Raw genomic sequence first — 15,739 nt, 5'->3', positions numbered from 1 at the left:
TATGGCCCCAGGCGCAAACACAAAAAGGACAGGGGAAACTATTTCCAGCCCCCTGTCTTTGGATTAAATGTCCTGTTGCATATTTATACTCCGTCGTGAACGAGTGACTGCTCGGCCATAATGAAGCGCATCATCTCATTTTGTACTTCCCAGAGCAGTGTTTTTGCCCCGTTTTTCTGATATTCGCTCATGGCCTCGACCGCCCCGTTGATCGCTTTCTCCATTTCACCGGCCAGGGCTGCCCCCGCCGTAGACCATTTCCCGCGGATCGCCGAAGCACTTTGTGTCCAGGCCTGGTGCTTGGCCCCCAATTGCTCTAGTTCCGGGTGCTGCTGCGGCTGCGGGTCCGCTTCGGTCAGCAGCGCTGCGGACGAGGTGCTAAGCAGGTCAACCAGCTCTGCGCTCTGCGCCATAAACCCTTCCAACGCTTCGCGTTCGCCGGCAAATGGGACGTTAGCCGCTGCCGGGAACGAGATCTCGTGCAAAATCAGGTTCACACCTGCCGCCTTCAGTTGACCGGTAAGCAGTTTCGATTGCTCTCTATCCGTGGAGACCCCGGCATAAACCCGTTTCTCGTCGACCGTATCCCGGGCAGCTGCAATACCGGACGCTTGCAGTTCCTCCTGCGCCAGCTGCACCCCCTGCGCCGTGCTAAACACGCCATATTGCAGGAAGTAGTAAGTCTGCTCCGGCAATGCGACGCTAATAAGCGGAACGTTATCCTCGGTTGCGGGGTCCTCCCCTTCAATCTCCCCCATGGCCGGCTGGCTTGCTGTGTCTCCCGATTCCACCTGCTGCGGCGTGTTCGTGTTAATCCCTGGAAGAGGGAGTTCGATCTCCTGATTAAATAAAGATAGCACGACATACCCAAACAGTGCGCCCGTAACAATCGCTCCGGTCAAAGAGCCGGCCACCTTCCACCAGGAGGTTCGGTGAGGACGGGTATAGATGGGAGGGGTCTCCTCCTGCCACTCTGTCTGCCAAGGGTCTTTGTCGTAAATTTCTTCCCAATCGTCCCGAGTTGTCCCCATCGGATCTTGGCGTTGTCTCTGGTCTTGTCCGCCCGGAAAGACAGTGAGCCCCATCCCTGTATGGTCCGTGAAGGGATCCCCCCATTCCTCTACCGTCTCTACCGCTCGATATTGGGGTATCGACCTCCGCATTGGCTCCTCCGCAATCTCCCGTTCTGGCCGGATTTCCCGGCCATCCTTGTCAAACCGGAATGTCATTTTGGCTTTGTTCACGGTCCGCACGCTCCTTGTCCATTCTTCTACCCTATCCATATGAGAGCGATCCAACGGTTATGCCAAGCCTGTACAAGGGTGAAGCTTCTATTTGGTCAGGAACGAAAAAACGGTCTTTACCGGGAACCTCATCCCGGTAAAGACCGTTCATATTAAGTGTCAAGCTGGGGATTTAGTTAGACAACCCTTTGGCCAGCTCGTAACCCACTTTGTAAATGTCGCCCGCGCCCATCGTCAGCACGAGATCGCCAGGCTTCAAACGATGCTGCAAATCGGCAATTACGTCCTGCTTCGTCGGCAAGTAACGAGCGCCGGGATTGCTGTTTTGTTTGATCAATTCGACCAGCTTCGAGGAGCTCACGCCTTCGATCGCTTTCTCTCCGGCCGGTGAATAAATGTCGGTGATGATCACCTCATCCGCATCTCCAAACGCCCGGCTAAACGCATCCAACAAGAAAAAGGTCCGCGTATACCGCTGCGGTTGGAAGACGGCGATAATTCGCTTGCCGGTTGCCTTGGCCGCTGCGATCGTCGCTTGGATTTCCGTTGGATGGTGTGCATAATCGTCGATAATCAGAATTCCGTTCTTCTCTCCAAGCACCTGGAAACGGCGTTTCGCGCCATGGAAGTGGCGCAACGCTTTGACAACTTCATCAAACGGAATGCCTGCCTCCATGCATACGATCACGGTCGCCATCGCATTGTAAACATTATGCCGACCAGGCACAGACAATTCCACTGTTCCGAGCTCCCGGTCACCTTGATACATTTTAAAGGTAACACAGCGATCTCCAAGCTCAATCTCCCGGGCCGTATAGTCGCAGTTGGTTTCGATGCCGTACGTAATCGTCGGACTTTGTACCCGAGGAAGCAATTCCCGTATGTTCGGGTCGTCTCCGCATACGACCGCCTTGCCGTCCGGTTTGATCTGATTCAGAAACTGCACGTAGGCTTCCTTCAGGCGATTGAAGTCACCGCCGTAGTTTTCCAAATGGTCGGCCTCGATGTTGGTCACGACGCCAAGTGATGGATAATACTGCAGGAAGGAACCGTCGCTTTCGTCAGCTTCCGCAACCACGCATTTTCCTTGTCCGGCTTTGGCATTTGTGCCCATGTCCATAATTTCCCCGCCGATAATGTAGGTAGGATCGGTACCGCAAAGCTCCATCGCCAGCGCGATCATCGACGAGGTTGTCGTTTTGCCATGAGCTCCGGCAACAGCAACACCGTTACGCTCATTCAAAAGGCGGGCCAGCATCTGAGAGCGATGCAGCACCGGTATGCCTTGCTCTTGCGCTTCCAAACGCTCCACATTATCCTGCGGCAGCGCCGTAGAGTAAACGACCAAATCCGCCCCATGCACGTGTTCGGCGGTATGGCCGATATAGATTTTCGCTCCCTTCGCGGCGAGCTTCTCCGTCAACTCTTGGGAGGCAACGTCCGATCCCGTGACGGTATACCCCATTTCCAGCATCACGCGGGCAATGGCGCTCATGCCATATCCGCCGATACCGATAAAATGTACGTGTTGTTCGGTCGTATTTAACAAAATGGTCACCAGCCTTTTTCAGAATCGGTTTGATGCAAAAGGGCCGCCCGCACGTCCGAGATCAGATACAACGTGCCGGTGACTACCCCAAGATCCTCCCGTTCCGTCCGTGACTCCAAAAGCGAAAGGGCTTTTCTCCAGTCACGTTCCACGATGATTTCCAAATCCGCTTTCGCTTCTATCCCCTGTAGTTCGGCCACGAGTTCATACAACGCATCGGCGTCCATTTTCCGGCGAAAATCGGGCTCGGTCAGAATTAGCGTATCCACTATTGGTAATATATGCTTCAAGTAGCCCTGATGATGCTTATTGGCCAGCATCCCCATCATCAAATGCAGCTTGCGGTATTGGAACGCTTCAGGCAGGCTTTTCGCCAGCGAAGCGGCACCTTCCGGATTATGTGCTCCGTCCAATACAAGGCGAGGTTCCTCCCGCACCACTTCCAGCCGTCCGGCCCAGAAGGAAGTACGGAAACCGTCCTGCACCTGTTCATCCTCGAGGATAAAAGCCATATACTGCCGCAGCACTTCCAGCACCATCATGACGCCGGCGGCGTTCTTGCATTGATGCTCCCCAAGCATGCGAATCGTAAAATCCATCTCCCGGAATGGACCTTGAAAATGCAACTGCTGCTCCTTGGCATCCACCGCCACCCGCTCGTACCGGAACTGCTCCCCCATCAGATAGAGGGTAGCATGCTTGGCTGCCGCCGTTTCCTTCAGTACGGCAACAGCCTCCGGCTGCTCGGCGCAGCTGACCACAGGTACCCCCGCCTTGATAATGCCAGCTTTCTCGCGGGCGATTTGCTCGATTGTGTCGCCAAGGACGTCCATGTGATCCAAGCCGATGTTCGTAATCAAAGAGACGATCGGCGTCACAATATTGGTCACATCCATCCTTCCCCCAAGCCCGGTCTCCCATACTACCACATCGGGGTAACACACTTCCGCAAAATACAAAATCGCGATCGCTGTGCTCACCTCGAACATGGTTGGGGATCCCAGTTCGGTGCCGGCGATTTCAGCCACCAATGGAGCAACCCGGTTCGCCAGCTCGAGCAGCACCGTCTCGGGGATATCTTCCTCATCATATTGGAAGCGATTCGTGAATTTTGTGATGTAAGGGGACGTATACGTCCCCACATGATAACCGCATTCCCGCAGTGTTCGGGTCAGGAAAGCGCAGGAGGAGCCTTTACCGTTCGTCCCTGCCACATGAATAAATTTCAGCCTCCGTTCGGGATGGCCTAACTTTTCCATCATGAGCTCGATCCGTTCCAAGCCGGGACGGATGCCAAACGGCAGCAGCCCGTTGATCCAATCGACCGCTTCAGCATAGCTGTTCAGCGGCCGTGTTTCTTCCTCTGTACGATCCCCCATGTCAGTCACCTTCATTTAATATTAGTGTAGTTCAAGAAGTCATCTTCGAAAGCCTTTTCTTCGGTGCTCCAAACCTGACTTCTTGAACTTTTATTTTCAATTAACCTTTCAGCTCCGCAATCCGTGCCAGCACCTTGTCGCGTTTCTCGGAATAATCGGCCATCTTCGCCCGTTCTTCCTCGATGACTTTAGCCGGCGCTTTGGACACAAAGCCCTCGTTGGCCAGCTTCTTCTCAACGCGTTCCACTTCTTTGTTCAGATGGTCGAGTTCCTTCGTCAGCCGCTCGATTTCCTGTCCGATATCAATCAGACCCGACAGCGGCAGGAACAGCTCGGCTCCCGTTACAACAGCGGTCATCGCCTTATCCGGCACGCCGGCGTTCAGCGAAGCCTCGTACTCCGACGTATTGCAGAAACGGCGGATGTAATGCTCGTTGCGGGACAACACTTCCAGCACTTCCGCGCTGCCCGGCTTGATGACGAGCTCGATCTTTTTGCTCATCGGCACATTCACTTCGGCGCGGATATTCCGCACAGCGCGAATGACATCGATCAGCAGATTCATTTCCTGAACAGCGTCCGGTGCTTCCAGCGCAGGGTCGTATTCCGGCCAAGCCGCCAGCGTAATCGTTTCGCCAGAATGCGGCAAATGCTGCCATATTTCCTCGGAAATAAACGGCATAAACGGATGGATCATGCGCAGCGTGCGATCGAGCACATAGGCCAGCACAGATTGGGTTTTCTTCTTAGCCGCAGCATCTTCCCCGTACAGGGACAGCTTGGCGAATTCGATATACCAGTCGCACAGATCGTCCCAGATGAAGTTGTACAACAATCGACCGGTTTCTCCGAATTCGTAAGCGTCGATCAGGCGGGTAATTTCCTTGGCCGTCTCGTTCATCCGGTGTAAAATCCAGCGATCCGCCGTCGACAGCTCGCCGCTGATATCGATATCCTCGTACTTCACGCCCTCCAGGTTCATCAACGCAAAACGCGAAGCGTTCCAAATCTTGTTGGCGAAGTTGCGGGCTTGCTCAACGCGTTCCCAACGGAAACGCAGGTCTTGCCCCGGCGTGTTGCTGGTGGACAGCATGTAACGCATTGCATCGGCACCGTACTTCTCAATAACTTCAATTGGATCGACGCCGTTGCCCAGCGATTTGGACATTTTGCGCCCTTCACTGTCGCGGACGAGGCCGTGGATTAGGACATCCTTGAACGGAACTTGACCGGTGAATTCCAGCGAAGTGAAGATCATCCGGGCAACCCAGAAGTAAATGATATCGTAACCGGTGGAAAGAACGGACGTTGGGAAATAGCGCTTGAGATCCGCACTATCCTCATCCGGCCAGCCCAGTGTGGAGAACGGCCAAAGTGCAGAGCTAAACCACGTATCCAGCACGTCCTCGTCTTGTCGGATATCGTCGCGTCCCAGCTTGGCCCGTGCTTCTTCCTCACTGCGGGCTACAACCATTTCGCCGGTCTCGTCGCAATACCAGGCCGGAATGCGGTGACCCCACCACAATTGGCGGGAAACACACCAATCGCGTACGTTCTCGATCCAGTTCAAATAAATTTTCTCGAACCGATCCGGTACGAAGTTAACGCCGTTCCCCGATTTTTGCGCTTCAATCGCTTTTTCCGCGAGCGGCTTCATCTTCACGAACCATTGCGTCGACAGATACGGCTCAACCACAACGCCGGTCCGTTCACTATGACCAACCTGATGCACGTGATCCTCGATTTTGATCAGCACGCCCATCTCCTGCAAATCCTTCACGATCTGCTTGCGGCATTCGAAGCGGTCGAGGCCTTGATACTTGCCGGCTTCAGCATTCATCTTGCCGGTCTCGTCCATCACGTTAATTTGCGGCAGGTTATGGCGCAAACCAACTTCGAAGTCATTCGGGTCATGCGCCGGGGTGATTTTTACCGCACCGCTGCCAAACTCTTTCTCCACGTATTCATCGGCGATAATCGGGATTTCACGGTCAACGATCGGCAGACGAAGCGTTTTGCCGACCAGATGGCGATAACGTTCATCCTCTGGATGAACAGCAACGGCGGTATCGCCGAGCATCGTCTCTGGACGAGTCGTCGCCACGGTGATATAGCCGCTTCCATCGCTCAGCGGATACTGAAGATGGTACAGATGCCCGTTAACTTCTTTATATTCTACCTCGATATCGGAAAGCGCCGTACGCGCCGCCGGATCCCAGTTGATAATGTATTTGCCGCGGTAAATCAAGCCTTTCTCATAAAGCTTCACGAACACTTCGCGAACCGCTTGGGACAAGCCCTCGTCCAATGTAAACCGCTCGCGCGAATAATCGAGCGAAGCGCCCATTTTGGCCCACTGTTCATGAATCGTTCCCGCATACTGGTCCTTCCAGGCCCATACTTGTTCGAGGAACTTCTCGCGGCCCAGGTCGTATCGGGATACGCCTTGCTCTCTAAGCCGCTGCTCCACTCTCGTTTGAGTTGCAATCCCCGCATGGTCCATCCCGGGCAGCCACAACGCGTCATATCCCTGCATTCGCTTGGTCCGGGTCAAAATATCCTGCAGCGTCAAATCCAGCGCATGCCCGATATGCAGCATCCCGGTTACGTTAGGCGGCGGAATCACGATCGTGTAGGGCTTGGCATCCGGCCGTTGTCCGGCTTTAAAGAAGCCGTTCTCCAACCAATAACGGTGCCATTTCTGCTCCGCTGCTTTCGGATCGTACGTCGTCGGCATTTCTACCGACGAAGTTTGTTGATCTTGATTTTCTGTCATCCTATTCAACCTCCGTTACAAATAAGCATAGCCTTGGCGATCCCAAGATAGTCGACTGGCGTCATCAGCTCCACACCGTGTGCATAAGACTTCGGGACGGGCTTTCGCGCCTACTTCATGCTGCCTAAGAAAAAACAAAAAGCCCTTCGTCTCAAAGGACGAAAGGCTTTACTTTCGCGGTACCACCTTTGTTTCGCATCAATGGCATCCGGTTCATTCACCATCCGGTGCAAGAAATGCGACTCTCATGCAGATAACGGCTGCTGCCGGTCCGTTCTAACCCCATATGATATGCTGCTCAAACGGACAACTCCCGGGCGACTTCGGTGAGCTACATGTCCTGCAGAATCTCTCAGCCGTGGATTCCGCTCTCTGAAGGGTACGCTGCCTACTCTTCCCGTTCCAAGTCTTTGCCATAGATCTTATTACTTTAATCTATATTATCATAACTTGGAAAGGAACGGGAGTCAACAATCCGCCTGATTTCACGGGGAGATCCTCACGGAATGTACAAAATTTGCCCTTCATTCACCTGATGCTCGGACAGCCGGTTGTACAGCTGCAGCTCCCGTGGACTCAGGTGGTAGCGTTGGGCGATATCATCCAACGTCTCTTCGCGCTGCACGATCACGAGACGCACTTTGCGGAAGGGGTTTTGATCCTCGTTGCTGATGAACAGGTTCTTCCACCGCAGCTCCTCACCCTCACTTGGGTCTCTGCTGTCGTCCAGACTCGGCTGATCCGATGCTTCCTCCTGCGGTTCTTGAGCGGGCCGGGAAGAAGAGGCAATCAGCTTCGTTAAGCCAAAGCTATCTCGGCCCCCCTCGTCATCCCCTTTTTTGGCACCCAATGCGATCTTCATTTCCTTCTTCTCTTCTGGCTGGGCAGGTGCACCCTGATCGGCTTCAGCCGCCGCATCCGCCTCCAAAACGTCTTCGTTCACCGTATCGTTTGACACTACAGCAACTTCTTCGCCTAGCCCATACGAAACCCGTTCCGGCTCGGCAGCTTCCGCTTCCACGACTTCACTCGCACGTTCAATCGGCGCGGATTCTGCGAATGGGCGAATTTCCTCCTGAAACGCTGCGTCTACATCCAACTCCTCTGTTTGATCTGCAAAAACCTCTGCAGCAGCGTCAAAATCCGATTCAGATTCCTTGTCCGCCCAAGGACTAGCTTCCTGGAATGCAGGGACATCCTCTCTCCAGGCGGCGGGTTCCTGCGGCTCGTCCGCACTTCGTTTTTGCGCGGTAAGGACTTCATCCGGGAACGCCTGCCATGAGGCAAATTGCGGAATGGGCTGTGGTTCTTCGTCCTGCTCCTCTTGCTGCAGCTCGAGTTCCGGCTCCGGCTGAGACTCTTCGTCTGTCGTATCGCGGATTAACGAATTCCACGAGAACGTCGGCTCCGACTCTTGGCGCACTTCTTCCGTCAGCAATGGCGCTGCCGGGATCGATTCAGGCTCGGTCACCGCCGAAGCGTAATCCGCTGAATCCTCCGTGTTGAAATTCGATTCCGCTTCCGATTCGTCGCCGGGCAGATTCGGTACGACATGGGCCGTCGTAAACTCGCGATCCTTCCATGCATCTTGTTCGGACACTAAGGCGATGGTCTCCACCCCCTGAAGCGACAAGACGCCTGTAATATTCAAGCTGCGCGAGCTAAGCAGGTCAACATCGAAGTTTTCAATTTCAACCGTGATATCCTCCAACCGGTTCACCCGGTTTAGCGGTATCGTAATTTCGACTGGAATATAATGTTCCAGCCTCTGCGTTTCTCCTTCTCCCCGATACACCCCCGACAACAGCAAATGGCCGCGCAGCGCGGCATACTCCTCCCCGGGAATCACCTGGATTTTCGGATAGAGCTCGATCTCCTCCAGCTCTTCAATGCCGATCACATCTTCAGAAAGATGTATCCGCTCATAAATATCAAACCTGAGACCATAGGATTGATCAGCCAACTCGTTACCTCCTTTCAGCATATCCAAACCTGATTTAGAAATCGATGAATCTTGATCCAAATCATCCTCGTTTAATCTATATGCTGCAAAAGAGAGTGCATGCCAGCTTTTTGCCAATGGGAGGGTACAGACCTTCTCACATTAGGTAAAAAAATAAGCCAGGCTGCCATCAGACAGCCCGGCTAGTCAACGAAAGCGATCTCGCAGCTGGATAATGGCCGATGGCCAAGGATCGTCCAGCTCCACCGTTTCTCCGGTGAGCGGGTGCGGGAACACCAGCCGCTCACCATGCAGCGCTTGATAAGGCAGCCACTTCGTGCTGCCGCCATACAACGCATCCCCTACGAGCGGATGGCCCGCTGCGCTCAGATGGACGCGAATTTGATGCGTGCGGCCGGTCTCCAAGGTCAGCCGAACGAGGCTCACCTCGTGCTTCGGGTATACCTCCATCAGCTCCACATGCGTGATCGCCGGCTTGCCGGTAGGGGACACCCGGCGCCGCTGATTGTGATGGCGGTCCCGGCCGATCGGCTGGTCAATGATCTTAAGCGCGGAACTAACAACGCCCTGTACAAACGCGATGTAAGTCCGTCCGATCTCCTTGCGGCTCATCGCTTCATCCAGCTTTAAATGGGCGTATTCGTTCTTTGCGAACAACACCGGTCCTGACGTATATTCGTCCAGCCGGTGAATATGCGCCGCAGCGATTGGCTGACCCAGGCTGGCGTACCATCCCGCGACGCGGTTGGCAAGCGTGTCCGGCGGAGCCGAGTCCCTACGGGAAGCGCCCCCCTCGTTGCCGTCCGGATGGACTTTTAGCCCTGCCGGCTTGTGCACGACAAGGCAAAAATCATCCTCATATAAAAGCGAAAGCTCTGCCTCAACCGGAGCATATTGCGATGCCCTGGCCGGAAAGGCCAGCAGCCTTAAACGGTCCCCGGCGAGCTTGATGCCGCCTTCGGCCCGCAGCCGACGCAGCAGCTTAGGAGGAGCCTGCAGCCCCTCCTCCAGCCAAGCCATCGCCGCATCCAGACGGTCCTGCCCATCGCGCGCAGGCAGCTTGCCGGGCATCAGCTCGAGCCATTCCCCGCGCCGCGTCCAGGTTAGCTTGCCGCTCACAGCTTTTGCAGCGCCAAGCGATGCGCTTCGATCGTCAGCTCAATGTCTTCGTCGGTATGCACGCCCGAGACGAACATACCTTCGAACTGCGAAGGCGCCACGTTGATGCCTTGCTCAAGCAACGCCGCGAAGTAACGGCGGAACAAGTCGAGGTCGCTTGTTTTTGCCGTCTCGTAATTGATAACCTTCTCTTCGGTAAAAAACGGACAGATCATCGAGCCCACGCGGTTGATCGTACACGGAATACCTTTTTCCTTGGCGTTGCGCGTAAAGCCTTCCTCCAGCTTCGCCGACAAGCGCTCCAGCCGGTCGTACACCTCTGGAGTAAGCAGCGACAGCGTCGTGTAACCCGCAACCATTGCCAACGGGTTGCCGCTCAGCGTCCCAGCCTGATAAATCGGCCCGCTTGGCGCGATTTGCTCCATGATCTCGCGTTTTCCGCCGTACGCTCCAACAGGCAGCCCGCCGCCGATCACCTTGCCGAGGCAAGTCAAATCCGGAGTAACGCCAAAGCGCCCCTGCGCACAATTCAGCCCTACGCGGAAGCCTGTCATGACCTCGTCAAAAATGAGCAAGCTGCCGTATCGCTCGGTAATCCGGCGCAGACCTTCCAGGAATCCCGGCAGCGGCGGCACAACGCCCATGTTCCCGGCTACAGGCTCCACGATAACGCCGGCGATCTCTTCCCCAAACCGCTCAAACGCAAGCTCAACCGAAGCCAAGTCGTTATAAGGTACCGCAATTGTATTAGAGGCAACCCCCTCAGGCACGCCCGGGCTGTCCGGCAGTCCCAGCGTCGCTACGCCGGAGCCTGCTTTAATCAGCAAGCTGTCGGCATGGCCGTGATAGGAGCCTTCGAATTTCATAATTTTGCTGCGGCCCGTGTATCCCCGTGCCAGACGGATCGCACTCATCGTTGCTTCCGTTCCCGAGTTCACCATCCGCACCACATCGATCGACGGCACCCGTTCAGCAACCAGCATGGCCATTTGCGTCTCTAGCAGCGTTGGCGCTCCAAAGCTCGTCCCTTTCGCAGCCGTCTCCTGCAGCGCACGCACCACCTCTGGATGAGCATGGCCCATAATCAGCGGCCCCCAGGAGCCTACATAATCGATAAAACTGTTGCCGTCGATATCATAAATCCGGGAGCCCTCCCCGCGTTCGATATACATCGGCGTCAAGCCAACGGATTTAAACGCCCGCACCGGGCTGTTAACGCCGCCGGGCAAGACCTGCTTCGCTTCTTCGAATGCCAGGCGCGATCGCTCTTCGCCCCGCCGGCCAATCGTGTCCTTGCTCATCGATCCCCCTCCTTAACTGTTCAAACCCCGTTCTTGGCTCTATGCTTACTGCTTCTCGCGCAGCCAGCGTGCCATATCCTTGGCGAAATACGTGATGATGATATCCGCACCCGCCCGCTTCATGCCTAGCAGCATCTCAGTGACGATGGCCCGCTCGTTGATCCAGCCTTGCTGGGCGGCTGCCTTCACCATCGAATACTCTCCGCTTACGTTGTAAGCGACCAGCGGAAGATCAAATTGATCCCGCAGCATCCGCAAAATATCCATAAAGGCCAAGGCCGGCTTCACCATCAGCATATCCGCGCCTTCCAGCACGTCGGATTCCGCTTCCCTTAGCGCTTCGCGGGCGTTGGCCGGGTCCATCTGATACGTCTTCCGGTCGCCGAACTGCGGCGCCGAGTCCGCCGCTTCACGGAACGGCCCATAAAACGAAGACGCGTATTTGACGGAATATGACATAATCGGCACATGGCTGAAGCCCGCTTCATCCAGTCCCGCACGGATCGCTTGCACAAATCCGTCCATCATGTTGGACGGCGCGATGATGTCGGCGCCTGCTCGCGCTTGGGAGACAGCGGTTTTCACCAGCAGCTCCAGCGACTCGTCGTTCATGACGTCGCCGCAGACATGCCCGTCGCGTTCAAACGTATGTACCATCCCGCAATGGCCATGATCCGTAAATTCGCATAAGCAGGTGTCGGCTACGACCAGCAAATCCGGATACCGCGATTTAATGATCCGCGTCGCTTCCTGTACGATCCCGTCCTCCGCAAAGGCCGAGGTGCCGACGCTGTCCTTCGTTTCCGGAATGCCGAACAGCAGAACCGCCGGAATGCCTAGATCCATAATTTCTTTGACTTCCTCTTCCAGCGTGTCCAGCGAAAAATGAAACACGCCGGGCATCGATGAAATCTCATTCTTGACGCCCTTTCCATAAGTTACAAAGATCGGTTGAATCAAGTCGTCCACCGTCAGGACGGTTTCACGCACCATCCCGCGAATCGCAGCCGACTGACGCAGCCGGCGATGTCTTACGATCGGAAAATTCATCTTTGATTCCCTCCTAAGTATGCAGCACGGGGTTAAGCCTCCGTGTTAATCAAAAAAAAAATCACTTCGCCGACGCCGTCCGCGCTTTCCAGTCACATAGCGCCTGAATCAAGCTGTCGATCGTTGCTTCTTCCGCAAGAATCGAAACCCGCAGGCCTGCATCCTCTGCCGTTTTCGCCGTGACCGGCCCGATGCAGGCGATGTCCACGCCTTGCAGGGCAGCGACCGGATCGGCGACCCCCATGCCGGTGAGCGCGGCCAACAGATTCGTCACCGTTGACGAGCTGGTAAAGGTGACGGCGTGAATACGGCCTTTCTCGAGCAGCTTCAACAGCTCTTCGTCCGTTTCCCCGGCCGGCACTGTCCGGTACATGACTGCCTCGGTGACGGTCAAGCCCTGCTCACGCAAGGCAGCAGGCAACCAAGCTCGGGCAAGGTCGCCGCGCGGCAACAGCACGTGCTGTCCGGGCTTCAACTCGCTGCCGTACGTTTCCATCAGGCCCTCGGCCTGAAACTTGCCCGGCAAGCCCTCCGCCGCAATCCCGCGTTGGCGCAGCGCCGCCTGCGTTGCCGGCCCTACGGCGGCAATTCTCGCTTTATGCAGCCCGCGCACATCTTTCCCCAGTCTCTCCAGGTGCGAGAAGAAATACTCCACGCCATTGACGCTCGTGAAGAATACCCAATCGTACTGCTCTAGCTGATTGAGCGCTTCGTCCGTGCTGGCCAGCTCTTGGCCCTCCGGCATCGCGATGTCGATGACAGGGAACTCGTACGGCTCGCCGCCAAGCTCCTCGATGCCGCGCACCAGCTCGCTCGCTTGCGAGCGCGAACGGGTGACGAGAATCCGCTTGCCGAATAGCGGCAGCGATTCCGCCCACATGAGCTGCTCCCGTTGAGCCACAACTTCGCCGACAACCGTGACGGCCGGCGGCTTAAAGTCAGCTTCGCGTACCTTTTGCTCAATATCGGCCAGCGTCCCGACCAGCGTCTCCTGTTCGGCTCTCGTCCCCCAGCGGATCAGGGCAACCGGCGTTTCGGGCGGCCGACCGTAATGAATCAGCTGTCTGCTGATATGACCAATATTGGCCACGCCCATCATAAACACAAGGGTGCCGGTCGCGTTGGTGATCTTTTCCCAGTCGATAGACTGATCCAGCTTGTCCGGGCTTTCACGCCCCGTAACGATCGACACCGAGGAAGCCATATCCCGGTGAGTGACAGGAATGCCTGCATACGCCGGCACCGAGATGGCAGCCGTAATCCCCGGCACGATTTCGTAAGGAATTCCGTGCTGCCGCAGCAGCTCCGCCTCCTCTCCAACGCGGCCGAAGATCGTCGGGTCGCCGCCTTTTAAGCGAACGACGGTTTTGCCCGCCAGCGCCAAATCAACCAACAGCTGATTGATATGCTCTTGCTTCATCGTGTGACGGTCGGTTCGCTTCCCGACATATATTTTCTCTGCCCCGGGCTTCGTTCTTCGCAGCAGGCTGGGATTGGCCAGACGATCGTAGACGATCACGTCGCCTTTCTCCAGACAATCAAGCCCTTTCAGCGTAATCAATCGCGCATCTCCAGGGCCTGCGCCAACCAGATACACCTTACCAGCCATATTCGTTCACCCCCCGGTTTCTTGTAATAATGCAGCTGCTCCCATCGAGATCAGCCGGCCGGCAAGCTGCTCTCCCAGCTCGGTCGGATCTGTTCCTTCGGCGCTTTCCTTCAGAATCGTCGTTCCGTCCGCCGAACCAACCATCCCCGTCAATCGCAAACGCGGACGGCCGGTTTCGCCGCTTGCGCCTTCTTCCGGCAGCAACGTCGCGTAGGCTCCAATCGGCACCTGGCAGCCGCCATTCAGCACGCCGAGGAAACGGCGCTCCGCAGCCACCGTCACCGCGGTGTCCGGATCATTGTATAAGGACAAGAGCCGGCGCACCTCGTCGTCATCCTCGCGGCATTCGATGCCAAGCGCCCCTTGACCAACGGCGGGCAGACAGACCTCTGCGGGAAGAAATGCCGTAATCCGGTGTTCCCAACCCATGCGGAATAACCCCGCCGCGGCCAAAATGATCGCGTCAAAACCTTCCTCCTCCAGCTTGCGCAATCGGGAATCGATATTGCCGCGAATCGGCTCCAGCACGAAGTCCGGTCGATAAGCGCGCAATTGACTGGCGCGACGTAAGCTGCTGGTCCCTACCTTGGCCCCCTGCGGCAATTCGTCAAGGCTCCGTCCGTTTCTTGAAATAAGCGCATCCCGTGGATCAACCCGCCGCGGCACCGCACCGTTCATCAGTCCGTCCGGCAGCACAGACGGCATGTCCTTCATGCTATGGACCGCCAAATCGATCTCCCCGTTCAGCATCGCCTGCTCGATTTCCTTCACGAACAGCCCTTTGCCGCCAACCTTGGACAACGTCACGTCCAAAATCCGGTCTCCCTTGGTTACGATCTTGCGGATTTCAAAATCAAACGGCAGGTGATGCTCCCGGCAGATCGCTTTTAAATCGTCGATGACCTGTCCCGTCTGTGTCAGCGCCAGCTGGCTTTGTCTCGTACCCACCACTATCGTTCGCTTCGTCATGCTTATTCCTCCGTCTGTTCCTCAATCCAGGCGATCATGGCTGCTTCGCTCCACGGCTCAAAGCTTCCTTCCCGGATCGAGGTCAATATATCGGTCTCGGCCAACCTCCGAAACAGACGCTTCCGTCTTCCGGGATCGTCGATTCGTTCTTTAATGAAAGCCCGTGCCGAGCTTAAAAAGTCAATGTAACGCTCGTAATCCTCGCCAAAGTGTTCATCAATCTCGCGGATCAGCTCCCGCGCGGCCGTTGGTCCCGCCCCCGAGGTGGAGACGGCAACGACCAGCCCCCCGCGGCGCAGAACGCCGGGCGTAATCATGCTGCCTCGCGTCCCTTCGCCCGCGTCATTCATCGGGATGCCCTCCGCCTCCGCTTCGGCGGCCACAGCGGCGTTGACCTCCGGCCGATCGGTCGCGGCAAAAGCGAGGAACGCCCCGGCCAAATCCCCTTGTTGATACTCCCGTTGGATCCATACGACTTGCTCCCGCTCCTGATGGAGCCGCTGCAGACCTTCCGTTACGTTGGGACTAATCACCACCGTTACCGCTCCAGCCTCTGCCAGCATCTTCGCCTTCCGTTCGGCAACCGGTCCGCCGCCAATAACGACGCAGCGACGGCCTGCCAAATTCAATAGGACGGGCACATAATAAGGTATGGCGCATCCCTCCTACTTCAACTGATTAATAGCATACCCTACCCTGCCGCAATTTTCCATGTTCATCCCTTCAAAAAAAGCCCTTCCCCCTCCGCTTCAGCGTCGAATCAGCCATCGATTCGGGTGC

At 56.2% G+C, this 15,739-nt stretch carries 11 protein-coding genes and 1 other annotated feature; all 11 genes read right to left on the bottom strand.

Annotated elements, in window-relative coordinates:
* Positions 1–83: 83 nt before the first annotated feature.
* The 11 genes from POTG_RS12370 to POTG_RS12320 all read right to left on the bottom strand — a co-directional run bounded on the left by POTG_RS12370 (position 84) and on the right by POTG_RS12320 (position 15,588).
* Entirely contained in the window at positions 84–1,244 is a 1,161-nt protein-coding gene (locus POTG_RS12370) for an SPOR domain-containing protein (RefSeq protein WP_157273423.1), read from the bottom strand.
* 172 nt (positions 1,245–1,416) lie between these two features.
* Positions 1,417–2,739 (bottom strand): UDP-N-acetylmuramate--L-alanine ligase, encoded by a 1,323-nt coding sequence (murC, locus tag POTG_RS12365; RefSeq protein WP_050769755.1) that lies wholly within the window; start codon positions 2,737–2,739, stop codon positions 1,417–1,419.
* 59 nt (positions 2,740–2,798) lie between these two features.
* The gene (locus tag POTG_RS12360) at positions 2,799–4,172 is read right to left on the bottom strand and encodes a bifunctional folylpolyglutamate synthase/dihydrofolate synthase (RefSeq protein ID WP_036645168.1); all 1,374 of its coding nucleotides are present in this window, start codon (positions 4,170–4,172) and stop codon (positions 2,799–2,801) included.
* A gap of 100 nt (positions 4,173–4,272) precedes the next feature.
* Positions 4,273–6,948: a valine--tRNA ligase gene (locus tag POTG_RS12355; protein ID WP_009225163.1), complete on the bottom strand. Its 2,676-nt coding sequence runs from the start codon at positions 6,946–6,948 to the stop codon at positions 4,273–4,275.
* A gap of 151 nt (positions 6,949–7,099) precedes the next feature.
* Positions 7,100–7,362 (bottom strand) — a binding site (T-box leader).
* An 85-nt stretch (positions 7,363–7,447) separates the two neighbouring features.
* On the bottom strand, positions 7,448–8,911 hold the full coding sequence (locus tag POTG_RS12350) for a LysM peptidoglycan-binding domain-containing protein (protein ID WP_009225162.1): 1,464 nt from the start codon (positions 8,909–8,911) through the stop codon (positions 7,448–7,450).
* Positions 8,912–9,097: 186 nt separating this feature from the next.
* Positions 9,098–10,030: an RluA family pseudouridine synthase gene (locus POTG_RS12345; protein WP_009225161.1), complete on the bottom strand. Its 933-nt coding sequence runs from the start codon at positions 10,028–10,030 to the stop codon at positions 9,098–9,100.
* Positions 10,027–11,331 (bottom strand): glutamate-1-semialdehyde 2,1-aminomutase, encoded by a 1,305-nt coding sequence (gene hemL / locus POTG_RS12340; protein ID WP_009225160.1) that lies wholly within the window; start codon positions 11,329–11,331, stop codon positions 10,027–10,029. The genes POTG_RS12345 and hemL overlap by 4 nt, the downstream gene beginning before the upstream one ends.
* Before the next feature lie 45 nt (positions 11,332–11,376).
* Entirely contained in the window at positions 11,377–12,381 is a 1,005-nt protein-coding gene (gene hemB / locus POTG_RS12335) for a porphobilinogen synthase (protein ID WP_009225159.1), read from the bottom strand.
* 61 nt (positions 12,382–12,442) lie between these two features.
* Positions 12,443–13,990 (bottom strand): uroporphyrinogen-III C-methyltransferase, encoded by a 1,548-nt coding sequence (cobA, locus tag POTG_RS12330; RefSeq protein ID WP_009225158.1) that lies wholly within the window; start codon positions 13,988–13,990, stop codon positions 12,443–12,445.
* Positions 13,991–13,996: 6 nt separating this feature from the next.
* Entirely contained in the window at positions 13,997–14,959 is a 963-nt protein-coding gene (gene hemC / locus POTG_RS12325) for a hydroxymethylbilane synthase (protein ID WP_009225157.1), read from the bottom strand.
* Between the two features lie 2 nt (positions 14,960–14,961).
* Positions 14,962–15,588, bottom strand: a complete 627-nt coding sequence (locus tag POTG_RS12320; RefSeq protein WP_232282285.1) for a precorrin-2 dehydrogenase/sirohydrochlorin ferrochelatase family protein — start codon at positions 15,586–15,588, stop codon at positions 14,962–14,964.
* Positions 15,589–15,739: the final 151 nt, after the last annotated feature.

It is taken from the genome of Paenibacillus sp. oral taxon 786 str. D14 (assembly GCF_000159955.1).
Lineage (GTDB): Bacteria > Bacillota > Bacilli > Paenibacillales > Paenibacillaceae > Fontibacillus > Fontibacillus phoenicis.
This window is presented reverse-complemented; position numbering and strand designations above follow the sequence as displayed.

Coding starts and splice junctions, on each gene's coding strand:
- murC (WP_050769755.1), bottom strand. CDS start 2,739: ATGAGCGCCATTGCCCGCGTGATGCTGGAAATGGGGTATACCGTCACG.
- POTG_RS12360 (WP_036645168.1), bottom strand. CDS start 4,172: ATGGGGGATCGTACAGAGGAAGAAACACGGCCGCTGAACAGCTATGCT.
- POTG_RS12355 (WP_009225163.1), bottom strand. CDS start 6,948: ATGACAGAAAATCAAGATCAACAAACTTCGTCGGTAGAAATGCCGACG.
- hemL (WP_009225160.1), bottom strand. CDS start 11,331: ATGAGCAAGGACACGATTGGCCGGCGGGGCGAAGAGCGATCGCGCCTG.
- hemB (WP_009225159.1), bottom strand. CDS start 12,381: ATGAATTTTCCGATCGTAAGACATCGCCGGCTGCGTCAGTCGGCTGCG.
- cobA (WP_009225158.1), bottom strand. CDS start 13,990: ATGGCTGGTAAGGTGTATCTGGTTGGCGCAGGCCCTGGAGATGCGCGA.
- hemC (WP_009225157.1), bottom strand. CDS start 14,959: ATGACGAAGCGAACGATAGTGGTGGGTACGAGACAAAGCCAGCTGGCG.